We start from the raw sequence: 23,028 nt of genomic DNA, 5'->3' as shown, positions 1-23,028 counted from the left end.
CATGTTTCAACGTGTGCCGGCAAAGCCCGGCTAGAGCGGTTAAGGATGTTTCCGAATTTTTTGTAAGAAAAGCCCGACTCATGGTCGGGCTTTGGCGCAGCAGCTATAAAGCATCAGCTTAGGTTGTGGCCCTGATCCTGAATGATTGCATCATCCAAGGCTTCCAGCAGCGCCTTACGTACCTTCAACTTGGTGTGCTTGTGGGCGTTCATGTTGATCTTCTTCAACTGACGCGCCGCTGCCAGGGCCGCCGCGTGCAATTCCTCCGGTGCTACCACCTTATCCAGGAAGCCAGCGCCCAAGGCGCCTTGCGGGTCAAACATCTCGGCATTGATCACCGAACGATGAAACGCCGACTTACGCAGCCGATCCCGCGCCAGCTCAATACCGGCGTGGTGCATGGTCATGCCGATCGCCACTTCATTCAGGCCGATGCTGAACGGGCCTTCCACGCCAATCCGATAATCGGCCGACAACAGCAGGAACGCACCCTTGGCCACCGCATGCCCAGGGCACGCCACAATCACCGGGAACGGGTGCGACAACAGGCGACGCGCCAACGTCGAGCCTGACGTCACCAGGCTGATAGCCTCTTTAGGGCCGGCCGTCATCACCTTCAAATCATAACCACCGGACAGAATCCCCGGCGTCCCGGTGATGATCACCACCGCCCGATCCTTCTCGGCCTGATCCAGTGCCGTATTAAACTCACTGACCACCGCCGGAGAAATGGCATTCACCTTGCCGTTGCTCAAGGTCAGGGTCGCGATACCGTCTTCGAGGTGGTAGGCAATCAACTCACTCATGACGCGGTTCCTTGTAGGACTTGTTATAGATAGGCTGTTTATAGAAGCGCATGCGCAGACGTTACCCACCACGCCCGCCCCGGTAAAGCGCCGTGACTGACTACCCAGTCAGGCTTTTGCCGCATCCCCAAGGGTAGACGGCCCGGAGCCGGGCGCAGCCGCCGCCCCGAACGCGTACCGCCGATGCCCGAGAATGGCAGATTCACCGCCCCTTGCTGGGTGGGTAATGGCATAACCGTCTAACCGCATGAAAATTCTGAAAAAAACCTTTGCCATCAGAAAGGCTTTCGACTACATTAGCGCGCCTCGACAGACTGAACTAGTTTGACGAGATACGGTGAAGTGTCCGAGTGGCTTAAGGAGCACGCCTGGAAAGTGTGTATACAAGAAATTGTATCGAGAGTTCGAATCTCTCCTTCACCGCCACATTCTGAAAACGCAAACCCCTGATTTTCCTAGAGAAAGTCGGGGGTTTGTGGTTTTTGGTGTCCGAAAAATAGCCCCATGGGACCATCATGGGACTGATGCCGCATTTTGGTGCGTTTTTGGTGTCGCCATCTGAAGCCCAATTGTTTCTTTTATGAACCTACCGTTAGCCCCATGACTCCCTAAAGGAGGGGCCAAATTCTTTAGTCCTCCTTCAACCGTTTGAGAGCTTGGGTAGGAAGTCATGTTTAGCGCTAGAAACGATCGTCATCCCGCAACGAGTGCGTCGGCTGATTTACTCGCTGTGATTGCGCACGCACCCACCGCAGTTGAAGCCCGTCACCATCAGATTCGCGCGCGTGAGTTGATAGTGACTCTTCAAGTAGAAGACACCATCTCCAGGCTTGACGCAGACAATCTGCGAGTCATGTTTTCAGTGGCAATTGAGAAGCGTCTTTATGATATTGCCAGCGTGTAGGATCTGAGCACTGTCTAAATCGACCTGGTGATCGCATCGGGGGTCGCAGACACCGGGTACTTCGCGGTGTGCCTACACTTGTCCTCACCTCGTCTATGCTCATCACAGCAGTTTTGGAACGTAGACCTTGCGTAGACTCATAACGTGCATGTTGGGCTTATTAAGCTCATATTGCCTTAGTATCCTGATCGCTGTGGACACGCTCAACCTGGGTTTTTAAAAAATTTATAAAATTCACAGGAAAATTCAGCATTCCAACGCTATGATAAAGTCAATGAAAAACATAACACTAATTTCTGGCCGTTTAACACCTAAAGCTCTCTCTGTGGGCATGATAGCTTTCATATTCCTTGTCTGTGGTACGTTAGTTTCCGCAATTGCTTGGCAATTAAAACAGTCGGCGGACGAGCGATTGACTAATGCCATAATTGCTGTCCATAACATTGTTCGCGCTTCTGATCAGCAGGCTCAAGATACCTTGCGTCAGGCTGAAAGTATTCTCAGTAACCTTGCTGAGCGTGTTGAGAATGACAAACTTGACGCCGAACAGAGGCTTCGTTTGTTCAAAGTAATGGCAAAAAACGTTGAGCTAACTGACGGAATTCAAGGGTTGTTTATTTACGACAAGAATGGCGACTGGGTAGTAAACTCTTTCTCCTCAGAGACGGTCACAAAAAACAATAGTGATCGATCTTATTTTATCTACCACAAGAATCATCCCGGCTCGGACATTTATATAGGCCAGGTCATTTTGAGCCGTACCACCGGCGACATGATCATTCCTGTCAGCCGGCGCACCCAATACCCAGATGGCAGTTTCAGCGGTGTGGTGTTGGCCACGTTGCCCGTCTCATATTTTCAAAGTTACTTTGAACGTTTAGACGTCGACAAAAAGGGAGTAATAGTGCTTGCGCTGAATAACGGCGATTTACTGGCCCGCCGACCAATGATTGACGCGCTAATGACTACTAATATCGCAAAGGGAGAGCTGTTTAGTCGATACTTAAAAAGCAGCGACAGCGGTACAGCAAGGTGGACCTCGGTCGTGGACGGAGTAGAGCGAATCTATGCTTACAGCCGTATAAAGGGCCTCCCGGTAATCACAGCAGCAGGATTGTCGTTAGATTCGGTATTTTCAACATGGTGGATCTACGTCTATCAAGCATCCATTATGGTTGTACTTATAATTTTTGTGCTGATCAGCCTGGGGTTTCTTTTTTACCGGCAAATTCAACGTTTGTTGTTGGCAGAAGAAGTACTGCGTCTTGCGCAACATGATTTAGAGCATATTGCTAAAACAGATAGCCTGACGGGGTTGCCTAATCGTAGATGTTTCGACGCTGCAATGGCACAAGAGTGGTCGAGAGCATGTCGCACTGGAAATAGCGTAGCGCTCATACTGATCGATATAGATTGGTTCAAACAGTACAACGACCATTATGGCCATGTTCTTGGTGACGAATGTTTAACTCGAATCGCACAATTAATAGGAAACCATATAAGGCGCCCTGCCGATTTGGCTGCCAGGTATGGCGGGGAAGAGTTTGTAATCCTACTTCCAGAGACGGAGCTGGCAGGTGCAATGGAGGTCGCTGAGAAAGTGCGATCAGTAATAGAAGCTGCAAGAATTGAACACAGTGGCAATGCAGCAGGTATTGTCACCATCAGCGCAGGTGTAGCTTCCAGCAGCCAAGATGGTGTAATTCTAGCGACTGATTTGCTGGAAAAGACCGACAGTCTTCTGTATCGCGCAAAAAAACTGGGGCGCAATCGAGTTGAGCATCAGTAGCGGGAGGTCTTCGAAACATAAACCGTTGCGTCTACAGATCGACGCCCCCGCAGGTCCGTTTAAATCAACAGCACAGGTTTCCTCAGATCATCGGAGTGCTACTCACTGAATAGTGCTGGATTTTTTAGATGCTTCCGACACTCAGTTTTTGGCCATTAGCTCCCATTCTGGAAAGACAGCAATGTTTCGATACGGCCGTTGACGACAAATAGGTTGAACGCTGAATGCGAATAACGCCGCTTATGTTCAAAAGGCCCCCACACTTGCGCCAGGTGCGGGGGCCTTTTTTCATCCGCACGGAAGCCAGAACCCCCTACACTGTTAGACCACTCCCCCCTACAGTGGTTTTACGCACTCATACCCCCTGACTCGGACAAGAGCCAACTCCATGCTTTTACTCACACTCGGCGCACGCTCATGAGCAAACCCTACGACCAAGCGCCCGTCGCTGTACGTGGCCCTATCAACGTGGTGCTGGACGACTGGTACAGTCGCTGGGTCATGATGGGACAGTCACTTTACTGCGTGGACTGTCATGCAGGACAAGATGCGGTATATGCCGCTGAGTCCTTTGTGCACGAGCCAGACTGCACGTTGACCATGCCCACGTTCCAATACCCTTGGTATGAACTTCGCGCCGCATTGGCGCACCTGCCGAAAGTCAAACTATGACCACTGATCATTACCTAGCCCCCCGGCCTGATTCGTCTACCGCTGTCGGCGACTTTGCCCTTGGCCTATGGAAAGACCATTGGATCATGAGCCATGAGGCCGTGCGCGGCCGCTACTGCCTGGCCCCAAAATGGCCTCGCAATGCGAGGGGCCCGGTGCGTCATTGCCCAGGCTGCGAGCTGAGCCACTCCCACTACCCCTTGCGCGACCTGGCAAAAATCCTGGCCGACCTGCCGGCGGTGCCGGCATGAGCGGCTTCGATCCCCTGGGCGTGATCTTGCTGCCGCCCAAGCCACGCAAGTGCGTGGAACAGCACCTGGCCTACATCGAGCGCGCTGAAAACAGCCGAATCGTGCACATATGGGTCGACCGTGCGCAAAGCCTGATTGAGGGCCTGGAGGCGTCCGGCGCGCTCAATGACACGACGATTGAAGCACTGTATATCCACGTCGATAACGTCGCTCTGTCTCGCCTGGAGGCGCTTAAGACATGATCGGGGAGGCCATCCAGTCGGATACCTTAAAAGCGCTGGTCAATCAGCACGCCATCCGTGAGGCTGTGGTGGGTCGGGTGGCCGGCGATGATGGTAAGTGGACGCTATCCATTCGCCTGGGCGGTCCCACGGCGCGTCTGGTGCAGGTGCGCAGCCGCCGAGAGCCACTGCGCACTTGGGCAAGCCTGACGGCCTTAGGCCGGTTTGCCGACGCCGTGGGTATTACGGAGTTTCGTGTCGAGCTGTGACCGGTGATAGCTTTAGCGCCAACTGCAACATCCCCACCACGTCTGGCCCATCCTCATTGATCCATGTCCCATAGTGCTGACGGATCATGTTGCCGTTGGTGTGCCCCATCTGTTCGGCAATCCAATCAATTGAGGCAACGCCCGTCGTCAGCAACTGACTGGCGTAGGTATGTCGGCATTGACCAGGCCCACGATATCGAACCCCTCCCGCAAGTAAGTGAGCCTTGAAAAATCGGTCGCGCACTACAAAGTCGTTGGCGTGTGGCAGGCCGCTTTTGGTGTTCAAAAACACAAAGTGCAGAGTGTGCTGACGTACAGTTTTATTGTCCCGCTCAACTATCTCCACGGTTTCCGCTTTTCGCTTTCGAGTCAGAGCATCCAGCTTGCGCAACGCATCCCAAGCGGGCGCTAACAGGCGAACCTTGCGCATAGAGCGCCGGGTTTTGGTGACGCGGTAGGCGCCGCGTACCTTTGATCGGCGAAAGGTCACCGTACCTTGTTCCAGGTCGACATCCTCCCACGCCAGGGCAATGGTTTCAGACACCCGAGGGCCAGCCCACAACATGAATTGCACCATCAGCAGTTCATAGGTGCGCGTAGTCGGCGTTTCCAGGATCTGTTTGATTTCCGCCCGGGTGAACGGGTCCGGTGCCTCGGGATCGGGGAGGCGCACCATCAAGCCTTCTGTGGGGTCGTGGGCGACTTTCATCCTAGTGCGATACAGCCTGAACACCTGGCGCACATTGCTGATGATGTCGCGTATGGTTTTGTTCTTGAGAGTCTTGGACAGCGTGCCCTGAATCCACTCCTGCAGGTCCAGGTGATCGATCGCGTTTATCTGCACCTTGCCCCAGCGCGGCCGCACATGCACCTCGGCCTTGTTGGCGTAGCCGCGATAACTTGATGCCGCCACGCTATTGGCCTTGATCCGCAACCAAAGGTCCAGATAGTGACCGAAAGTGTTTTCGACCAGCCTGGCCGAGTAGGGGAAGTGGCGAGCGTAATCAAAACTGCCGGATTCAATCTCGTACTCAATGATGGCGAGCAAGCGTTTTGCCTGGGCCACTGTGGCCGGCTTGTTTCCTCCTGGTATGGATTCGCGGCATTTTTTACCGTCAAATTGAAAATAGATTCTCACGGAATTACCGCGAGCTTCGACGCCACTCATGTAAACCCCTAACGCTGTACTCGTGTATCGACAGTCTGACGATCGGAAACAAAAAGGCCCGTTTCCGGGCCAAGTATCTGGAAGCGCATTTTCTGGTGGACGCGGCCTAACCTTTAGGCTTGTGGTTGCGTAGATGGGCGTTCTGCAGCTGGCGCCGCCGGCTGCATTTAAGGTGATTGCCCTGGACGCGCCAATTGCCGCATTGGTCGCAAACGCTGGTGTAATTAATGTTCCAGGGAAAGCGCCGTGTCGGTGCTGCAGAACTGTCAGACATTGCGTGATACGCCCCGGGTTGTCGGCTTGGAGAGCAGTTGCGCGACGACGGCGGCATCCGTTTCGCTCAGTTCACCCAGGTTGCTAGCCATCTGGCTGAGGCTTTCGAGGCGGGTGCGTGATTCAGGGGTTTTGTGCACCAGGTAGCCAATGACGGCCGCGCCGATAATCGCGGTGGCCACCAGGTGCCGCGCCGGTGTGGTAGCCTTCGCGGCGCTGCTGCTTAGGTTCTGTGCTTGCATGGTATAGCCCTCTGTTGCGGTCGGGTGTCGAGGAGCTGCAACTCCTCGGCACTGTTTTTTAAAGGTCAGTCCTTGCGGGCCAGGTGGATCACCAAGCCATCAAACTTCGGCTCATGTTCACTGCATGATTGCCATTCCAGCACCCTCAAAATCTGTTGCCGGCTGCAGTCGTCCACCAGGATTTCGTGCTGGCCACCGGCTGCGCGGACTTCCAAAATCTCCAGCAAACCATCCTCGCCATTAGCCTCGGCGTGGATGATCGGCGCGCTTTCTCCCGTGAAGTCCAAACGGTCCTGAACTGACTGCAGCTTGCTGGTTTTGCCGTCGCCGGCACTGCCCATAAACACTTGGATTTGCATCGGTCTTACTCTCCTTTACGCCTTGAATGTCCAGCACTTGACTGTCGTCGGCCGGGGTTGTGAACATGGGTTACGACCGTTGAACGCAGCACGTACTGCGCTGTGTACGGCCTTGTTGCTGTCCAGAAACTTGCGGGAACGGGACTCTTTGAGCAGGTCGCGCAATGTGGCCACGTCGGCCAACTTCTGTTTGTGTTCGGCGGCGCGCTCGCAGAATTCGTTGAGGTTGATAGCTATCACTGTGGGGTCGCTGCTGTGGTCGACCACTGGGTCTTCGCTTAAGGATTCGAGGTAGTCGTAGACCTCCCAAAACTCTGCCACGGCCGCATGGTCGGAACTGATCGACGCCTGGCGCTCGATGGCCATCCGCACGATCTGGCGCTGGGTGGCTGCAACCTGGGGGTCACTGAGTTTCAGCACCAGGCGCAGGCAATCCAGCAGCGAGAGCAGTTGGGCGTGGTTTTTGCTGATGCGCTCCACGCGGATGTAGGCGCGCAGGTCATAGCCGCAGCTGGTGCAATTGCCCTGGTCACTCGCGTAGGCCGTGCTGCAGGCGAAGCAATGGCTGTGCAAACGACGCAGCTTCGATTCGTGTTGGGGCATACGCTGGGCGAACAGCTCAAGCACCGCGGACTCTTTCGCCACGGCCCGCAACAGGAAGTGGCTGAGGATGCCGCCGTCCAGGGCGTTGAGTTGATCAGCTGCAGCACGGCTTTCCGGCGTGACGGTCGGCCGCACAAAGTGCAGTTTCACAATCCGCGTCATGATCGCTTCGTGGGCGACCACGGCCGCGTTCTGGCTGATAGCGATCGTTCCTCGGAATGGTGGCTCGTACGTCTCGTTACCTGCTGTCTTGACGCCCTTTGTCGCCAGGGTTCCGCCACCATAGAAGTCTTTCAGCTCGTCCCATTCGAAGGTTTTAGCGTGTGCCCGGTCATCACCGTGGCGATCCGCTTCCAGGAACACCACGGGCATTCCGGAGACCTGGCCCATCAAGCGAGAACGCCCGGCCTTAGTGGACTTCATGGGGTCAAACCCTTCATAGCCTTCGCGGCCGAGCAGTTTCCACAGGAGGTTAAGCAAGGTTGTTTTGCCGGCGCCGGCCTCACCAGTGGCTTCCAGGAAAGGAAAGGACTGGTAGCGAGCGCGGATCTGTTCGCAAAACAGAGAGCCGAAGAAAAACACCAGAGCGACAAATCCCTGGGCGCCGAAGCAGGTCCATAACAACTGCACCCACTTCTCGTCAAAGCCCTTTGCTTCGCGCTGCAGCCTTATAGGGACGCCTTTCTGCAGGGTTTTCAGGCGCAGCTTGCCGAACTCGAAATAGTCTTCGCTGTTGACCTTATAGGTGGTGCCGTCTTTGATCGCTATATCGCCGTAGACGTAGCAGGCGTATTCCTTGCTGTAGCCCACGTAGTCGATGGTCGACACAGTTTTGATGCCAAACAGTTGATCCTTCATGAGCTTGTCGAGCTGCTGGCCACTGCCGGTAAACATCGCCCCCGCCGCCATGCCGAGCAGCCGCTTTTTGAATTCGCTTGCGGCCGACAGCTGGCCGCTGGTGAAGGTGTTTTTCACGCTTTCGGAGTCGTGCGGGAAGTCCACGCGCAGGTAGTACCAGGACTCGTCCGTTACCTCGTTACGCTGGAAGTACAGAGCTTGTGGGTAGCAGTTGGCAATCTCCACGACGCTGCCGGAGTGCTGCAGCGCTTTTTCGCGCTGTTGCGCCTGGTTCAGCAGTTGGTCGTCGTGGTTTTCGCTGTCCTCGATGTCGGACATGGCTCGGTTGAATTTCTCCATGTCCAACTTGAACCAGTACAGGCGGCTGCCAAAGCCCAGGTGAAATTCCCCGCGCTTGTTCCAGTCGTACATGAGCAAGGCCTTTTCCGCTGCGCTCTCGGCCAGCAGCAGGGCGCCCTGGTGACGGGCTTGCTTGAGGTCAGTTGCTATCTGTTCGGCGCGCTTGGTGTCGTCCTGGATGAAGCTCCAGCGCTGATGCAGATCGTTCCAGTCTGACTTGCGGCCATCACGTTGCGGGATCTGCGCAGACTCACAGACAAACCCCAGGGCACGGGCTTCGCGTACCCAGCGCCGGGTATAGGCGTTGGCGCTGGGCTCGTTATCAAGCGCCCAAACCAGCTTGGGCAATTCCCCTCCATCGCGGATTTTGACCAATGCTTTCAGCGAATCCCCCGGGAACGCATTAGAGGACATGGCCGAGACGGCCACGATGTCGTTGTGCACCAGAGCGATGGCATCGAAGATCCCTTCGACAATCCAGATTTCCTTGGTTTCAAGAAGGTCGACGCAGGGCGGGCACCACCAGACGCCGCGATAGCTGTCCTTGGATTTGAAGCGGGCTTTCATCTTGCCGAAGCGGTGCGGCTGATCGATCAAACGTTCCCACCAGCCGCCTTTTTCCAGGGCGAAGCGCACAGTCGCGCTGCCGGCATTGTGTTCAGCGGAGTAGAACGTTTCTTGGGTGAACCAGCCCTGGATCAGCTCAAACCGAAAGCCCCGGGCGAATTCCAGGTAGGCGCGCGCCGTTGCGTTGGGGTGCTGGTCTGTCGCCGGCGCGCGCTTGCTCCAATCTTCGAACAGATCGTCGTACAGCTCTTTTACGTGCAGGGTGTGGCCACACTTTTCGGGACGACCACAAATCACCATCCATGGCGTATCAAAGCGGGAATACAGTTCTTTCTTTTTGCACTTCGGGCAGGTGCCGCCGCGCATGTAGTCGGTGCCCGTGCGATGTTTGAGCCCGAAGTCGGACTGGAGGCGTTGCAACACGTCTTCGCGAAGATCTTCTTTCATGGGGTTACTTCACTGCTTTGAGGCTGTGGGACAGGGCTGCCATGAGGCGTTTTTGCGCAGCCATGACCGGGATGTGGGCGAGAATCGCGCCGTGGCGCAGACCGGCCGCAACAAGGCGGAACTGGTCGGCGTACCAGTGCTCGTTGAGGCTCAAGCGATACTGTTCACGCAGGTTGGCCAACAACGCTTCGGCCTCGGCTGGGGGCAGTTGTGTGGTGACAATTACGGCGTTTGCCATCGTTAAACCTCAATTTCGGGCGTAGCTCACCCAAACCCACGGGATGTGGGGCCGGCGATTGGTTGGGTAGGGTGTTACGAGTTGGCGGAGCGCTGACGGTGCGAGACTTCCACCAGCTCGATGTGAGCAAGTGACGTCAGTTTGATTGCAACCGGTTCGGCCACGTCGAAGCGCTCGACCAGGTGATCGACTGCACGGCTGCGTAGCGTCGACAGGTCGCCCAAATGTTCGGCTTGATGATGCTCAAGAAATGCCAGTGCAGCGTTCTGCATGCACTGTTGGTAATCCAGGGTATTTGTTTGCGTGTTCATTGGCCTTTCCCTGTTTTGGCGCGGTAGAGATCGATGGCGGCGTGGACTTCGGTAGTCCGTGCAGCTATGTGCAAGATATGAGCGTTCAGGATCAGTTCGGCTTCATCCTCGGTGATTACGCCGTCCTCAAGCGCCTGGGCAATGATCTGATCAACCGTGCCCTGCTTGGCCGAGGTCTGCATGGCCCGGGCGTACATCTCTACGTTGTCCAAGTTTTCTGGGTGGACGACTGGGACAAACATGCCGCCGTACATCGCGGCAACGTAGTTGGCCAGATGCTGGGTGCCCGTGACTTGTTCCAGGTTGAAAATCTGCACGTCCGTCAGCGGGCGGCAGTTGTTGTTCTCGTAAGCGTGGTTATCAAACTTCTTGAGCGGTAGGCCGATGCTGGCAGCGGCGCGTTCACGGCCACCGTCGAAGGTGCAAATAATTGCGCGGACGACTTCACGGCGGGTTTTTAGAACCTGACTTTTCATCTTCTGCTGTTCCCTCAGATGCTTGGCCATTACTGTGCGATTACGCCGTCTTTGATACCGAGCAACACGGCGGCGCGATGTGCCTCCCCCCGGCGACCTTTGATCCGACCGTTCAATAGGTCGCTGACTAAATTTTTATTCAAGCCGTGCTTACGGCTGAACTCCGCGATGCTCACTCCCTTGTGATCAAGAGCGGCCCGGGCTTGCTCGGGTGTAATGGTGGCGGGCATCATGTCTACTCTGTTTGTTTGTGGTTGTTTCTGTTTGTCTGTGGCAATTCTTGGTCAAATATTTGATCAGGTCAAGCGTGGTGAATAAAAAAATGCTCATAGCTGACGGAGTAGGTGATCGCCTAAGGGAAGAGCGCGAGCGCTTAGGTTTGAATCAAACTGATTTTGGGACGTTGTTAGGAGTTAGCCGTGGGACCCAGAAAAATTACGAGTTAGGGGCGAATTCACTGGACCTTCGTTATGTCTCAGCCTTGACGGAACATAAGGTCGACGCGGGCTACGTACTTTCTGGGCATCGATCCCCTCCACCTGGTCAAGGGCTTGATCCGGTAGAAGCGGATCTGGTCGAGCATTTCAGGCGCCTACCTCCTGATGATCAAAAAACTGTGCGGAGGATCGTTAAGTCGATGGCCGCGGAGGCCGATCAGCAGATCGATTAACTTGTAACAATTTGCGTATCTCCAGCGAAATGGCTGCGTCACGGTGGCGATCATTGCCCAATACCGTCGACAGCAAATGCAATAACGGAGCAGTACGCATGTTGGATCGCAAGAAATTGGAAAGCAGTTATCGCGACTCGGTTAGCAATGAATGGCTGGAACTGACGGCTTTGGAAGTACGCCTTATCAAGCTTTACCGACAGATATCTGAAAAAGACCGTAAACAGTTTCAGCGCATTGCTGGCTATCTCGCCGAACCTTCTGAAGCCGAATGACCGACGTGGCAAAATACTGAAAGCATGCGCCGGCCCTTTCTGGTCGGCGCTTTCGCTCTCATTAGGCTGCGCCGAGCTGGTCGAACAGCTCTCGTTGTTTTGCCCTGGACATATCTCTCAAACGATCAAATAACATTCTTTCGTAGGATTGAGCAGATGGGCTGAGCGTGTGCGAAAACGTCAAATTTGCTACCCAACTGTGCCCGCATGTTGCGTCGAGACACTGGCAATACAGTTTCGCAAAATCCCTTGATAGCTCTTCCCTCGAAGCAATCCGGCCCTTATTTCCACACTTGCAAACAACTCTCATCGTGTCCCTCCCCAGGGCAGCCAATAGCCACTATTCTGCCACAGCTTTTAGTGGTAATAACTGCTCTAGCTTGTAGATTGAGGGTTATCAGCTGCAGATCTAGCCTCTTTCCAGCTGATTATCCTGTCGTGTCGCAGGGTGTCATTCAACTGATTGAACAGCTGACAGATCGGTCTGATCTCATTGCTGGTGTAGACCCGATCTATCTTCTCGATATCACCAAACCCGCCGTTATTTTCCGGGATGATCCCGGCCAGGGCAGGGTTCATCCGCCAGGCAGCGATCACGTCATTGCGGGTGATGTTCTTCACCTTCTCCAATTCATCCTTGGCCTGGAAGTCGCCCACGGGGATGATCTGGATCGCGTTTTCTTTCCCGTTGGGGATGTTGACGAACATCGAGCGGAAGTTGCCCACGCCCTTGCTCGCGCTGATCTGAACGCGCAGATTTTCTTCGTCTTCTTCGGTTAGATCCGGGTCGTTGGTGTAGAAGATGTAACCCGCGTGCGCGCCGTTGCTGTAGTAGCGCCGGCGGAACAGGGTCGCGGCTTCATTGAGCAACAGCGCCTGCAGGCCGCCCAGGTAGTCGGGCACTCCGTAGATGTTCTGTTCCACGTCGTAGTCCAGGACATGTTCGATTTCGTCCTGGTCAAAGTCCATGAATTTGCTATCTGGCAGCAGCATCCTGAAACCGCCGTCGACCTTCACACGCATGTTGATCGCCGGCAGATGCTGCATCTCCAACACTTCGCCAAAGGCGTTGGTATCGCGATAGAAATACGCCTCGCCGAACACCATGTAGTCCAGGCTCGCCCGTCCCATGGTCTGCGTGCTGCAGCCCTCGGACGGGATGAACTCACGCAACAGCAGGTTGCGTTTGAACTTGGGAATGGCGCCATGGTGCGCGTTGGCGCGCAACAACTTGGCCAGACCCGCCCGCGACACCGGCGGCTTGTAGATCTCGCCGTCGTCGCTGAGAAACACGCCCAGGTACTCGCCGATGTTGCCGGACAGCACCTGTTCCGGCTCCCCGAACGTGAACGCCCGCATGGGCTGCTGCTGTCGTACCTGCTGACTGGCTTGGGGCTTTCTGCGTTGTGGTTTGGGCATTGTTTCCGCTCGTGACGTAGCGGCTACGGCGCCGCTTGTTGGTATTCAGGGGTTCGTTGGCCAGGGCGTGCATAACGGCCCAGGCGATATCGGCGTGACCGGTGGCGTCTGTACGCGAAGCGCTGTAGGTGACCTGGCCGCTGTTGGTGGTGCCGCGCTTGATGGTCAGGAATGCCTGGGCGATGTCCGTCCAGCCGGCGTCCCACTCAATGCGGCTGCCCTGGATCGTGTCCTGGGCCTTGAGTACCAGGGTGTTTTTGGTCTCAAGGCTGTAGTGAATCGGCGTTGCCTTCGCGTAGAAGTCGCGCACCAGGTCGAACACGCCATAGCCCACGCCGGTGATATCGATCCCGATGTGTTGGACGTTGAAACGCTCGGTAAGCTTTTTGACCTGGGCGGCTTGGTAGGTGAACGAATGCCCCCGCCAGCTGTGCTTCTCCAGGATTCGAAACTTTGCCCCGGGCTCCAGCGGCGGGGCGACCACCACGCATGTGGCGTCGTCGCGGGTCCGGCTGGGATCGTAGCCAAGCCACACCGGGCTGTTGCCGAAAGGGCGATCCAGTTCCGGGTTGTAGTCCTCCCACAACGACAGATCGGAATAGCACCGCTCCAGATCCTTGAGGCCGAAGGCGCTCTGGCTGCTATCGATGAACTTGCAGTGGAACAACTGCTGGAATTTGTCTTCGTCGTATTCCAGCTGCAACTGCTCGAGGTCGAACAGATCGCAGCCACCGGCGATGGCGTCGTCGATGGTGATGGTCTTGCGCCATTGGCCATCGGGACACAATGCGCCTTGGGTGTACGACGCCTCGGTGGGCCAGGTACCGCCGATCTTTTTACCGCGCTTGCTGTTGCGGAATTCCTCTCCGGACCAGAACGGGTATGCCTGGTGCGACACGGCGCTGGGCGTCGAGAAATAGGTTTTGCGCCACTTCTTGTGGGTGCCCATGGCGCTGGCCACGGTGCTGAGTTTTTCGAAGTCGCGGATCCAGAAATACTCATCCACATACACATGGCCATGGTAGCCCTGGGCAGTGCTGCTATTGGTCGATAGGAAGCGTAGTTCGGCGCCGTTGCTGAGCGTGATCGGGTTGCCGGTCAGCTCGATGCCGAACCACTGCTGGGCAAACTGGATGATGTAGCTACGGAAGATTTCCGACTGCGATCTGCTTGCCGACAGAAACACCTGGTTGTCGCCGCTGAGTACCGCGTCCATGAACGCTTCGCCGGCGAAGTAGTAGGTCAGGCCGACCTGGCGGCTTTTCAGGATGTTGCGGATCCGGCACGTCAGCGGGTTTTGCTTGGCTGCGAACAGCTCCTGCTGATAGCGGTACATCTTGCTGATGAACTTATCCAGGAAGTCGACTTCGGTCAGCTCGCTGATGTCGTTCTTCACCTTCTTTTCGCGCTTCTTTCCTCCGCTATCTCCACGGCCCGATCGTTCGCCACGCGGGCGCTGGCGACCTTCCTGGGGCTCGCCCGCGGATTCCCCGACCGGTGCCGGCGACGGCTTGACCGCTTGCTTTAGCAGACGCTCGCGAACGGTGGTCAGTCGGTCCAGCTCGTTCAGTTCGTCCTTGGTCAGGCTGCTGGCTTTGTCCAGGAGGAGGGTAATCCGCCGGCCAACGGCGGTCAGCGGTTCTTCGTCCGACAACATGTCTTCCCATCCGCCCTGACGTATCCAGTAGTAGACGATGCGGATGTTGGGCAGGTTGAGCTGCGCCTGAATTTCCTTGGCCTTACAGCGGCGTAGAAATAGGCGTTTGGCGGCTTCTTTAACTTCGGTCGAGTAGTACATGGGCCGCAGTCTATGCGGCGAAAACGCTGGAAACGCGGGGTTAAATTCCGCGTTTCTCCTACATCGTGAATATAGGAGAAACGCGCAGGTGAACCGTTTGTTTGAGTGCTGATGGCTCCCTATCTTGGCGGCTCATTCAACCGATTGAGCGCAGTCAACGCACATGCCCCGTTCCCTTGTTTCGTACTGGAAACGTGTCGCCACCAGCGGCACCACCGCCGATGGTCGCGAGATCCTTCCCCAGGAACTGCGCGACATCGCTGAAACCTACAAGCCTTCGAAATATACGGCAGTGATCTGGTGCGACCACGAACGTTGGAGCGGTTCCCACGGCACCGTCTTTGCCGTGCGCTTGTTGGAAGAGGGAGAAGATCTGGAGCCCGGGCAAATCGCTCTGGAGGCACAGCTCAAGCCGAATGATCGCCTGCTTTACCTGAATGATCAGGGCCAAAAGCTGTTCTCCAGCATCGAGATCACTCCCAATTTCGCAGGCAGCGGGAAGGCCTACTTGACCGGGCTGGGCGTCACCGATGAACCAGCCAGTCTGGGCACCCAGGAACTCTACTTTTCAAAGCAGACCCACCAAAACTCCTTCTACGCCGCATCCGTTGAACTGGGCTCCTTTGAGGCAGAACCACAGAGCGAGGTCAGCAAGCTGATCGGCTTGCTCGCCGGCCTGTTCAAGCGCTTTGCCACGGATGTCGAGCCCGCCGAACCCACCACCCCAACCGAGAGCAAACCCCCAATGGATGAAGCTACCGCAACGGCCCTCAAAGCCCTGCTGGAGCAGCTGCTTGTCGTCGCTGCCGGCATTCAGGCCGTGATTGAACCCGCCGCCGCAGATGCACCAGAACCAGACCAGGCACCAATCGACGACGTGAGCGCGGCCGTAGACGAGATCGTTACTACAGCCGAGGAAGAACGTGAGTTCCGCCGTAGCGGTGGTTCGAACAAGGCCGTTCTGGCTCAGTTGGAGAAGCTGCAAAAGCAGTTCTCCGCTCTGCAGAACACGTCGACCGGCCGCCAGTTGCCACGCAACCCCGGCCCGGTGACTACCACCAAAAAGCGGGTGCTCTGACATGGCCCAGCCATTAAGCGCCAAGGGCGCCAAACAGTATGCCGAACTGCAGGAAGCGATCGCCGAGGCCTACGGCGTTGAGCGATCGAGCCGCATGTTCAGCGTGGAACCGTCGATTGCCCAGGAACTGAACGACGCGATCACCGCAAAAGCCGACTTCCTGGAGCGCATCAACGTCACCCCGGTCAGCGAGATCAAAGGTGAGAAGGTGTTCATCGGTGTGAACGGCCCGGTCACTGGCCGCACCAACACCAAGACCACCGATCGCGAAGCCAAAGATGCTTCGGCGCTGGACAACACCCTGTACGAATTGGCCGATACCCAGTCGGACGTGGGCCTGCCGTACGCCAAGATCGATGCCTGGGCGAAGTTTCCTGACTTCAAAGAGCGCTATTCGGCCGCAGTGCAAAAACGCATCGCACAGGACCGGATCGTTATCGGTTTCCACGGCACCCATGCCGCCCCGCAGACCGACTTGGAGAAATTCCCCAAGCTGCAGGACGTGAACAAAGGTTGGCTGCAGCAGTTGCGCGAGCAGGCCCCGCAGCAGGTGCTGAAAGAGGGCACCACCGCTGGCAAGGTCACTCTAGGCGCCGGTGGTGACTACGCCAACCTTGATGCCCTGGTGCACGACACCAAACAGATGGTTGACGAGATCCTGCGCGAAGACGGCGACCTGGTCGCGATCATCGGCACCGACTTGCTCGCTGCTGACAAGGCCAAGCTGTACACCAAGCAGGGCGACACCCCGACTGAAAAAGAGCGCATCGAAAACGCGCAGGTCATCGCGACCTATGGCGGTCTGCCGGCGTTCAGCGTGCCGAACTTCCCGGTCAACGCGGTGCTGGTCACCAGTTGGGACAACCTGTCGATTTACTACCAGGATTCTAGCTGGCGTAAGCAGACGATCGAGAATCCGAAGCGCTCCCGCGTAGAGGATTACAACAGCCGCAACGAAGGCTACGTGATCGAGCAGTTGGAAAAGATCGCGTTCACCGAAAACGTGGAGCTGGTGAAGTGAGTCTGGCCCTGGCGCACAAGCGCCGTATCTTGGCCTTGGGCAGCACTGCAGTGGCGGCACTCGCCGCCGCTGCAGTCCTGGCCTATTCCCCGGCCGATGCCATGAGCAGCCCGGCCAACGCCCGCAAGCACTTGCTGTTGCAGGAAGCGGCATTGGACCAGGATCTGACCCGAATCAGCGCCATCAACGGCCTGGCCGGACGCCAGGCACTCAAGCGTGAAGAGCTGCTGCCCAAGTACCAGGAATACGTCCAGCGCTACTGCGAGTCGGGGCTGAATTTCCCCAACCGCGTTGCGGTGCAGGTGTTGGTTTGGTTGTTCGACACCGCTCAGTTTGATGACGCCCTGGAGCTGGCGGACTTCCTGATCGAGCAGGGCCAGGAAATGCCGGAGCGTTTCAAGCGCCGGGATATCCAGACCTTTGTGGCCGACGCCGTGTGCGAATGGGCCTACGCCGAATACAGCGCGCAGCGCAGCCCTGAACCATATCTGTCCGACATGCTGCCGCTTGTCGATGGCGAATGGAACCTGACGGAGCAGATCCCCAGCAAGTACCACAAGTTGATCGGCATGCGCGCCATGGAGGCAGAGCAGTGGGAAACCGCGCTCAAGCACCTTGAGCGTTCTACCGAACTGTACGCCCAGGCCGGCAACGACACTCGCATCAAAAAGGTCCGCAAGGCTCTGGCAAAACAAGCGGCCGCTACCCCGGCCACCGAATAACCGACTACCCCCCCCAGCGGGGACCTGTGGAAGTGAGCCGCCCATTTATGGACCGTCCCACTGAAAACAGGCTCCCCGCCCTATTTGAGCGGTCAGCATGAGCTTTTCAGGTAAACCCACCACCCTTGTGGAACTGGCGATCGAGAATGACGGCTTTTGGCCGAACCTCGATGTGGCCGAGTTTCAGAAGGGCTATCGCCTGCCGGCGGAATACCTGGTGGAACTGCTGACCGCTGAATTGACCACGGCGATGACCGAGGTCAACCGCGACTTGGCCACGTGCAAAGCGCGTTGGCAGAACCAAGGTGTCACCACCTTGGAATCTGCTGACCCTATGGTGCTGCCCGAGCGTACATTTCAAGCAGCGACTTACAAACGCGCCGTTTACTGCAGGGCCAAAGCCAGCCTTTTGCCCCAGTTCGTGACCATCATCCGCCGCGACAGCGCGGAAAACCTGGGCAAGGAATTGCCCGATCGCCCGGAAACCTTTCTGGCATTCAGCCAACAGGCTGTGCGCTCGCTGCAGGGCCGTGGCCGCATCACGGCGGCGTTGCTATGAACAAGCTGCGCGCCCTGACCACCTACCTGATCGGCCTGAACCTGGTGCTGCCCGAGCAGATCGACAGCTGGGCCGAGCAGGTCAACCTGGATTTGATCTGGAAAGACACCACCCAGGGCCTGCACATGGGCGATATGCGTTATCGCGCCGTGGTGGTGATCGAGCGCTTCGCCGGCAACCCGGCCTTGTTGATGGCGCTCCTGGGCGGCTGGCTGGAAACCAAAGATCCCGATCGGGACGACGACCTGCCGGCGCCGACGTTCGCCGTCGACCAGATCACCCCGGACGAAGCAGATCTGGAACTGACCCTGGAGTTTGTCGAGGCGCAGCACTTGACCGAAGACCCCAACGGCTTGGTCGAGGCGTTCGGCAAGAAGTGGGGCCTGGTCGACTTCGACCTGTGGGTTGCTGAGCAAGGCGAGGTCCGCGGCGGTGGCGCGTAGCACTTTCGAGCTGGACGTACGGGGCCACCTGGGCGTTCGTGAGCAGCTGGCGCTATTGAGTCTGCCCCCGCAGCTGCGCCGGCGTTTGCTCAACAACGTCACCAAGCGCGTGCGCACCATGAGCCGTAAGCGGATCCGCGAGCAGCGCAACCTGGACGGCTCGGCCTTCGATGCGCGCAAGGGCGACGGCAAGGGCAAAAAGAAGATGGAAGCCGGTCTGGGCAAGTTGCTCCAGGTCACCAGCGTGAGCGCGGACTCCGCAACCCTGGGATGGCGTAACGGCCTGACCGGCTGGGTCGCCGCGCAGCAACACCACGGCGCGACCGAGCGCCGTACAGCCGCGCAGATGCGCCGGTGGAGCAAGGTGCCCGAGGGCCTGGCCGCGACGGGCAAACAGGCAAAACGTCTGCGCCGCTTGGGCTTCAAGGTGCGCCAGAAGGGCAAGAAGAGCCTTTCCCGGCCGACCGTGGCATGGATTCAAGAACACGTGAACTACGCCAAGGCGGGCCTGCTGATACGCATCCTGTCCGACGAAAAGGCCGAGGGCAACGGCGCGCAAAGCTGGGAAATCACCCTGCCGAAACGCCAGTTCCTGGGCGTCAGTACCGACCGGGATACCAGCCTGCTGGTTAACCAGGTGCTGGCACAAATCCTCAACTCCCCCAAATAACGAGGCACTGCATGGCACTTGGCAAAGTCAGCGTTAACAATCTCAACCTCGGCCAGGGTGCCGTGACCGAGATCGAGCGCTATTTCCTGTTCATTGGTTCCGGCGCTAAGAGCGTCGGTAGCCTGATCGCTCTGAACACCGACAGCGACCTGGAAGCGGTCCTGGGCCAGCCCGTCAGCGACCTGAAAACCCAAGTCGCGGCGGCCAAGGCCAATGGCGGCGACCGCTGGGCGTGCCTGGCGGCTCCGATTGCTGCCGATGGTGACTGGCTTGTCGCCCTGGAAAAGGCCCAGCAGCAGGGCTTTTCTGTGGAAGCGGTAGTGATCACCAAACCGGTGGCCGCTGCTGCTGAACTCTCGGCCATGCATGACGCCGCGATCGCCGTCAGCAACACCTACGGCCGTCGTGTGTTCGTGATGGCCAGCACCGCCGGCATCACTGCAGAACAGACCTGGTCGGAATACCTGGCCCAGCAAAAGGCGATCACCAAAGACCTGGCGGCACCGCGTGTCCTGGTCGTGCCCCAGTTGCACGGCAATGACCTGGGCGTCCTGGCTGGGCGCCTGGCCAACGCCGCCGTCAGCATTGCTGACAGCCCAATGCGCGTGGCCAGCGGCGCCGTTTTGGCCTTAGGCAGCGTGCCCAAAGACAAAGAAGGCCTGCCCCTGCCGTCGGCCGTCCGATCGGAACTCGACAAGGCACGCTTCTCAGTCTCGCAAACCTACCCCGACTACCCGGGCGTGTTCTGGGGCGACGGCAACATGCTCGATGCGCCGGCGAGTGACTTCCAGGTGGTCGAGTACCTGCGGTTGGCCGACAAGGCCGCTCGCCAGGTGCGACCGCTGTTGATTCTGCGTGTCGCCGATCGGCGCCTGAACAACACGGCCAACAGCATGGCGGCCGCAATCAGCGCGTTTATGAAGCCGCTGCGCGTGATGGCCAAGTCCACGACATTCGCCGGCCAGGTGTTCCCGGGCGAGATCGAATCCCCGAAAGACGGCGACATCCAGCTGGTGTGGCACACCAAAACCAAGGTTGAGGTGTACATCAAGATCAAGCCCCTCAATTGCCCGAAAGACCTCACGGCGAACATCGCCCTGGACCTTTCCAACGACGATTCGGAGTAATCCCGTATGTCCCGTATTGGCGGTAAAAACTTCGACATCAACCTGGGCGATCTGCAGATCCACGTTGAAAGCTGCACCCTGGACATCACCGATAACACTGCCGTGGCGCAATCCCGGGGTGTGCCTAACGGGCACGTCGACGGCGATGTGTCGTGCAGCGGTGAGTTCGAATTCGACACCAGCAACTTCAATCTGCTGATCGAGGCCGCACGCACTGCCGGCAGCTTCCGCCAGTTGGAACCGTTCGACTCGGTGTTCTTTGCCAAGGCCGGCGATGAAGAGCTGCGCATCGAGGCCTTCGGCTGCAAGTTGAAGGTGTCCAGCCTGCTGAGTGTCGACCCCAAGGGCGGCGAGAAGTCCAAGCACAAGGTGCCTTTTGACGTCACCAGCCCGGACTTTATCCGGGTCAACGGCGTGCCGTACCTGGCTGCTGCAGAGATCGAGGGGCTGCGCTGATGGGCGATTGGCTCGACGACGCAAAGAAGATCGAGGAGTTGGAGCGCGAACGGTCGATTCAGGCCCAGCTCGCCCGGCCACGCCCTTCGGGGCCCAGCCTGATCGACTGCATGGACTGCGACTACGAAATACCTGCAGCGCGCCGAGCGTTGGAAGGCATTACCCGTTGCGTCCCGTGCCAATCCGTTTTTGAGAAAGGACAGCGCCGATGACCACACGCGCCAAGCCCAAAGGCACACTGGAAAGCCGCTTCGCTGTGCTTGAACACCGCGTCGGCGACCTGGAAGAACGTCATGAAACCGTGCCCACCCGCGTCACCCGGCTGGAAGGCGAGTTCGAACACATGGCGGTACAGCTCTCGGATTTGAACGATGGCCAGCGCGAGCTGACGGCCACCGTGTCCGACATCGGCACCAAGGTCACCCGCATGTTGGCGGTACTGACCGTGCTGGGTGTGGTCGCGCAGATGGTCGGGCCGGCGCTGTTGCGGATCCTGTTCCCATGAGCCTGCGCGGCAAGATCGCCGCCGGTGGCATCACGCTCTGCAGCTCCGCGTTGATCGTGTTCCTGGGCACTTGGGAAGGTAACGGCCAGAACACCGTCTACGCGGACAAGTTGGCCCGTGGCCTGCCGACCGTGTGCAAGGGCATCACCCGTTACACCAGTCCGTACCCGCTGATTGTGGGTGACTACTGGTCGCCGGCGCGCTGCGCCGAGGTGGAGCAGCTGGTGGTCGAGAAAGGCCAACTGGCCCTGGCTGACTGCCTTACCAATCAGGCGATCGGACAGAAGACCTTCGACGCCCTGAGCAGCCATGGCCACAACTTCGGTACGCCCAGCACCTGCGCCAGTCGCGCCGTGGGCCTGATCAATGCCGGCAAGATCGCAGAAGGCTGTAAGGCCCTCGCCTGGGGCCCCGATGGCAAGAGCCCGGTGTGGTCGTCGGTCACCGATGCCCAGGGCCGCAAGCGCTTTGTACCGGGCCTGCACGCTCGCCGGCGCGCCGAAGCGGCCATGTGCGCGGAGGGCTTGTGATGCTGCGCGAAATCCTATTTCCGCTGCTGCTGTGCGTGGTCGCATTTATCGGCTTCGACATCCTGGAGGGGCAACGCGACACCGCCCGCCAGGAGCGTGACAACGCCCTGTTCGAAGTGACGGGCCTGCGCGAAGCCGCTCGCATCAGCGGCGAGATGCTGGCCGACCGTGACGCGATCGATCTTAAACGAACCCTGGAGCTTGACCATGAACGCGCTTCAAACCTTGAGCTGCAGCGTGCTGTTGACGATCGCCGTCAGCGGCTGCGCATCAACGCCACCTGCAGCGCCGCCGGCACCGAAAAAGCTAGCGCCGGCGGCGTGGCTGATGCAGGCACCGCCGAACTCGCAACAGACGCTCGACCGGATTATTTCACCCTCAGAGATCAGCTTGCCCTCAGTAAGCAAATGATCCTGGGTCTGCAGGACTACGTGCACCAGGTGTGCCTGCGCTGACCTAAACCCCCTTTAAACCAACCACCACAACGGATACGAACAATGAGCCAGACCCAAGCCCGCGAAATCACCCTGGAAGTAGGCGAAAAGGAATTCACCTTCACCCTGACGCCCCAGGACGTGACCAAGTACTTCAATGCCATGACCGCCAACAACAAGGTCGCGCCGTCCTTCAATCTGCTGAGCAGCACCGTGTTGCCCGCTGAAAAGGCCGGTCTGCGCGAGGTGTTGGCCAACCCGGTGATGACCATGCAAATCGCCGGCGCGCTCCTCGAGGAGTACGCGCCTGATGTCGAGATCATCGTAAAAAAGCCCTTGAACACGCTGACCGCCTGACCGAAGACGGCCTGGGCCAGTTGCTGGCCCTGACCAACCGTTGGCTACCTGGTGCCGAGCCCACCATCGAGAACATGGGCACGGCCAAGTGGCTGGAAGACGAACACTGGAAACGCATGGAATTTGCCGTCGCAAGCGGCATTGCCCGTGCGTTGAACGGATAGGAACCAC

33 protein-coding genes and 1 tRNA gene are annotated in these 23,028 nt (G+C 57.8%); 22 read left to right on the top strand and 12 right to left on the bottom strand.

All coding sequences use genetic code 11. From position 1 onward, the window contains the following. Nucleotides 1-113: 113 nt before the first annotated feature. Nucleotides 114-806: a crotonase/enoyl-CoA hydratase family protein gene (locus tag K0P33_RS24405; RefSeq protein WP_094950376.1), complete on the bottom strand. Its 693-nt coding sequence runs from the start codon at nt 804-806 to the stop codon at nt 114-116. A 336-nt stretch (nt 807-1,142) separates the two neighbouring features. On the opposite strand from K0P33_RS24405, the gene K0P33_RS24400 reads away from it, so the two are divergent. The 6 genes from K0P33_RS24400 to K0P33_RS24375 all read left to right on the top strand — a co-directional run bounded on the left by K0P33_RS24400 (nt 1,143) and on the right by K0P33_RS24375 (nt 4,912). Beyond that, nucleotides 1,143-1,232 (top strand) — tRNA-Ser (locus tag K0P33_RS24400). A 752-nt stretch (nt 1,233-1,984) separates the two neighbouring features. Continuing rightward, nucleotides 1,985-3,499: a sensor domain-containing diguanylate cyclase gene (locus K0P33_RS24395; RefSeq protein ID WP_242152024.1), complete on the top strand. Its 1,515-nt coding sequence runs from the start codon at nt 1,985-1,987 to the stop codon at nt 3,497-3,499. Nucleotides 3,500-3,916: 417 nt separating this feature from the next. Beyond that, nucleotides 3,917-4,171 (top strand): hypothetical protein, encoded by a 255-nt coding sequence (locus tag K0P33_RS24390; protein WP_242152022.1) that lies wholly within the window; start codon nt 3,917-3,919, stop codon nt 4,169-4,171. Next, on the top strand, nt 4,168-4,422 hold the full coding sequence (locus K0P33_RS24385; RefSeq protein ID WP_242152020.1) for a hypothetical protein: 255 nt from the start codon (nt 4,168-4,170) through the stop codon (nt 4,420-4,422). The genes K0P33_RS24390 and K0P33_RS24385 overlap by 4 nt, the downstream gene beginning before the upstream one ends. Further along, entirely contained in the window at nt 4,419-4,664 is a 246-nt protein-coding gene (locus K0P33_RS24380; RefSeq protein WP_242152018.1) for a hypothetical protein, read from the top strand. The genes K0P33_RS24385 and K0P33_RS24380 overlap by 4 nt, the downstream gene beginning before the upstream one ends. Next, nucleotides 4,661-4,912, top strand: a complete 252-nt coding sequence (locus tag K0P33_RS24375; RefSeq protein WP_242152015.1) for a hypothetical protein — start codon at nt 4,661-4,663, stop codon at nt 4,910-4,912. The genes K0P33_RS24380 and K0P33_RS24375 overlap by 4 nt, the downstream gene beginning before the upstream one ends. Here K0P33_RS24375 and K0P33_RS24370 read toward each other — a convergent pair. The 8 genes from K0P33_RS24370 to K0P33_RS24335 all read right to left on the bottom strand — a co-directional run bounded on the left by K0P33_RS24370 (nt 4,887) and on the right by K0P33_RS24335 (nt 11,023). After that, nucleotides 4,887-6,080, bottom strand: a complete 1,194-nt coding sequence (locus tag K0P33_RS24370) for a tyrosine-type recombinase/integrase (RefSeq protein WP_242152013.1) — start codon at nt 6,078-6,080, stop codon at nt 4,887-4,889. The genes K0P33_RS24375 and K0P33_RS24370 overlap by 26 nt on opposite strands. Before the next feature lie 266 nt (nt 6,081-6,346). After that, nucleotides 6,347-6,595 carry a hypothetical protein gene (locus K0P33_RS24365; RefSeq protein WP_242152010.1) on the bottom strand — a complete coding sequence of 83 codons (249 nt, stop codon included), beginning with the start codon at nt 6,593-6,595 and terminating at the stop codon, nt 6,347-6,349. A 65-nt stretch (nt 6,596-6,660) separates the two neighbouring features. After that, nucleotides 6,661-6,954: a hypothetical protein gene (locus K0P33_RS24360; protein ID WP_242152007.1), complete on the bottom strand. Its 294-nt coding sequence runs from the start codon at nt 6,952-6,954 to the stop codon at nt 6,661-6,663. 15 nt (nt 6,955-6,969) lie between these two features. After that, nucleotides 6,970-9,768: a toprim domain-containing protein gene (locus tag K0P33_RS24355; RefSeq protein WP_242152004.1), complete on the bottom strand. Its 2,799-nt coding sequence runs from the start codon at nt 9,766-9,768 to the stop codon at nt 6,970-6,972. Nucleotides 9,769-9,772: 4 nt separating this feature from the next. Continuing rightward, a complete protein-coding gene (locus K0P33_RS24350) occupies nt 9,773-10,006 on the bottom strand; it encodes a hypothetical protein (protein ID WP_122456916.1) in 234 nt (77 codons plus the stop codon). A 74-nt stretch (nt 10,007-10,080) separates the two neighbouring features. Then, entirely contained in the window at nt 10,081-10,317 is a 237-nt protein-coding gene (locus K0P33_RS24345) for a hypothetical protein (protein WP_242152001.1), read from the bottom strand. Continuing rightward, nucleotides 10,314-10,793 (bottom strand): YmfL family putative regulatory protein, encoded by a 480-nt coding sequence (locus K0P33_RS24340; RefSeq protein WP_277933798.1) that lies wholly within the window; start codon nt 10,791-10,793, stop codon nt 10,314-10,316. Before K0P33_RS24340 ends, K0P33_RS24345 begins: the two co-directional genes overlap by 4 nt. Nucleotides 10,794-10,822: 29 nt before the next feature. Continuing rightward, nucleotides 10,823-11,023: a DNA-binding protein gene (locus K0P33_RS24335; RefSeq protein WP_178963362.1), complete on the bottom strand. Its 201-nt coding sequence runs from the start codon at nt 11,021-11,023 to the stop codon at nt 10,823-10,825. A gap of 92 nt (nt 11,024-11,115) precedes the next feature. On the opposite strand from K0P33_RS24335, the gene K0P33_RS24330 reads away from it, so the two are divergent. Together K0P33_RS24330 and K0P33_RS24325 are read left to right on the top strand one after the other, a co-directional pair. Beyond that, the gene (locus K0P33_RS24330) at nt 11,116-11,463 is read left to right on the top strand and encodes a helix-turn-helix transcriptional regulator (RefSeq protein ID WP_242156110.1); all 348 of its coding nucleotides are present in this window, start codon (nt 11,116-11,118) and stop codon (nt 11,461-11,463) included. Nucleotides 11,464-11,561: 98 nt separating this feature from the next. Next, on the top strand, nt 11,562-11,738 hold the full coding sequence (locus K0P33_RS24325) for a hypothetical protein (protein WP_242151996.1): 177 nt from the start codon (nt 11,562-11,564) through the stop codon (nt 11,736-11,738). A 61-nt stretch (nt 11,739-11,799) separates the two neighbouring features. Here the strand turns inward: K0P33_RS24325 and K0P33_RS24320 are convergent, their stop codons facing one another. The 3 genes from K0P33_RS24320 to K0P33_RS24310 form a co-directional block, all read right to left on the bottom strand. Next, nucleotides 11,800-12,048, bottom strand: a complete 249-nt coding sequence (locus K0P33_RS24320) for an ogr/Delta-like zinc finger family protein (protein ID WP_242151993.1) — start codon at nt 12,046-12,048, stop codon at nt 11,800-11,802. A 65-nt stretch (nt 12,049-12,113) separates the two neighbouring features. Next, nucleotides 12,114-12,992 (bottom strand): phage portal protein, encoded by an 879-nt coding sequence (locus tag K0P33_RS24315; protein ID WP_242156108.1) that lies wholly within the window; start codon nt 12,990-12,992, stop codon nt 12,114-12,116. Continuing rightward, the gene (locus tag K0P33_RS24310) at nt 12,904-14,955 is read right to left on the bottom strand and encodes a terminase family protein (protein ID WP_242151988.1); all 2,052 of its coding nucleotides are present in this window, start codon (nt 14,953-14,955) and stop codon (nt 12,904-12,906) included. Before K0P33_RS24310 ends, K0P33_RS24315 begins: the two co-directional genes overlap by 89 nt. Nucleotides 14,956-15,118: 163 nt before the next feature. Between K0P33_RS24310 and K0P33_RS24305 the strand changes: the two genes are divergently transcribed. From K0P33_RS24305 to K0P33_RS24240, 14 genes are all read left to right on the top strand, one after another. After that, a complete protein-coding gene (locus K0P33_RS24305; RefSeq protein ID WP_242151985.1) occupies nt 15,119-16,033 on the top strand; it encodes a GPO family capsid scaffolding protein in 915 nt (304 codons plus the stop codon). 1 nt (nt 16,034) lies between these two features. After that, the gene (locus tag K0P33_RS24300; RefSeq protein WP_242151982.1) at nt 16,035-17,054 is read left to right on the top strand and encodes a phage major capsid protein, P2 family; all 1,020 of its coding nucleotides are present in this window, start codon (nt 16,035-16,037) and stop codon (nt 17,052-17,054) included. Beyond that, entirely contained in the window at nt 17,051-17,776 is a 726-nt protein-coding gene (gpM, locus tag K0P33_RS24295; protein ID WP_242151979.1) for a phage terminase small subunit, read from the top strand. The genes K0P33_RS24300 and gpM overlap by 4 nt, the downstream gene beginning before the upstream one ends. 97 nt (nt 17,777-17,873) lie before the next feature. Continuing rightward, a complete protein-coding gene (locus tag K0P33_RS24290) occupies nt 17,874-18,335 on the top strand; it encodes a head completion/stabilization protein (protein ID WP_242151976.1) in 462 nt (153 codons plus the stop codon). Beyond that, nucleotides 18,332-18,778, top strand: coding sequence for a phage tail protein (locus K0P33_RS24285; RefSeq protein WP_242151973.1), 447 nt, complete (start codon nt 18,332-18,334; stop codon nt 18,776-18,778). The genes K0P33_RS24290 and K0P33_RS24285 overlap by 4 nt, the downstream gene beginning before the upstream one ends. Beyond that, the gene (locus tag K0P33_RS24280; RefSeq protein ID WP_242151971.1) at nt 18,768-19,448 is read left to right on the top strand and encodes a virion morphogenesis protein; all 681 of its coding nucleotides are present in this window, start codon (nt 18,768-18,770) and stop codon (nt 19,446-19,448) included. The genes K0P33_RS24285 and K0P33_RS24280 overlap by 11 nt, the downstream gene beginning before the upstream one ends. Nucleotides 19,449-19,459: 11 nt before the next feature. Then, nucleotides 19,460-20,575 carry a DUF2586 domain-containing protein gene (locus tag K0P33_RS24275; RefSeq protein ID WP_242151968.1) on the top strand — a complete coding sequence of 372 codons (1,116 nt, stop codon included), beginning with the start codon at nt 19,460-19,462 and terminating at the stop codon, nt 20,573-20,575. A 6-nt stretch (nt 20,576-20,581) separates the two neighbouring features. Further along, entirely contained in the window at nt 20,582-21,031 is a 450-nt protein-coding gene (locus K0P33_RS24270; RefSeq protein ID WP_065909421.1) for a phage protein, read from the top strand. Continuing rightward, nucleotides 21,031-21,243 carry a TraR/DksA C4-type zinc finger protein gene (locus K0P33_RS24265; protein WP_242151966.1) on the top strand — a complete coding sequence of 71 codons (213 nt, stop codon included), beginning with the start codon at nt 21,031-21,033 and terminating at the stop codon, nt 21,241-21,243. Before K0P33_RS24270 ends, K0P33_RS24265 begins: the two co-directional genes overlap by 1 nt. Further along, entirely contained in the window at nt 21,240-21,536 is a 297-nt protein-coding gene (locus tag K0P33_RS24260; RefSeq protein WP_242151964.1) for a hypothetical protein, read from the top strand. The genes K0P33_RS24265 and K0P33_RS24260 overlap by 4 nt, the downstream gene beginning before the upstream one ends. Then, the gene (locus K0P33_RS24255; RefSeq protein ID WP_242151960.1) at nt 21,533-22,066 is read left to right on the top strand and encodes a lysozyme; all 534 of its coding nucleotides are present in this window, start codon (nt 21,533-21,535) and stop codon (nt 22,064-22,066) included. The genes K0P33_RS24260 and K0P33_RS24255 overlap by 4 nt, the downstream gene beginning before the upstream one ends. Then, a complete protein-coding gene (locus K0P33_RS24250; RefSeq protein ID WP_242151957.1) occupies nt 22,066-22,521 on the top strand; it encodes a lysis system i-spanin subunit Rz in 456 nt (151 codons plus the stop codon). The genes K0P33_RS24255 and K0P33_RS24250 overlap by 1 nt, the downstream gene beginning before the upstream one ends. Before the next feature lie 42 nt (nt 22,522-22,563). Beyond that, on the top strand, nt 22,564-22,857 hold the full coding sequence (locus K0P33_RS24245) for a putative phage tail assembly chaperone (RefSeq protein ID WP_242151955.1): 294 nt from the start codon (nt 22,564-22,566) through the stop codon (nt 22,855-22,857). A 20-nt stretch (nt 22,858-22,877) separates the two neighbouring features. Next, on the top strand, nt 22,878-23,021 hold the full coding sequence (locus K0P33_RS24240) for a hypothetical protein (protein WP_242151951.1): 144 nt from the start codon (nt 22,878-22,880) through the stop codon (nt 23,019-23,021). Nucleotides 23,022-23,028: the final 7 nt, after the last annotated feature.

The organism is Pseudomonas sp. ArH3a, from assembly GCF_022648765.1.
In the GTDB taxonomy this organism is placed as follows: Bacteria; Pseudomonadota; Gammaproteobacteria; order Pseudomonadales; family Pseudomonadaceae; genus Aquipseudomonas.
The sequence above is the reverse complement of the archived record's forward strand: the minus strand, read 5'-3'. Positions and strand labels throughout refer to the sequence as shown.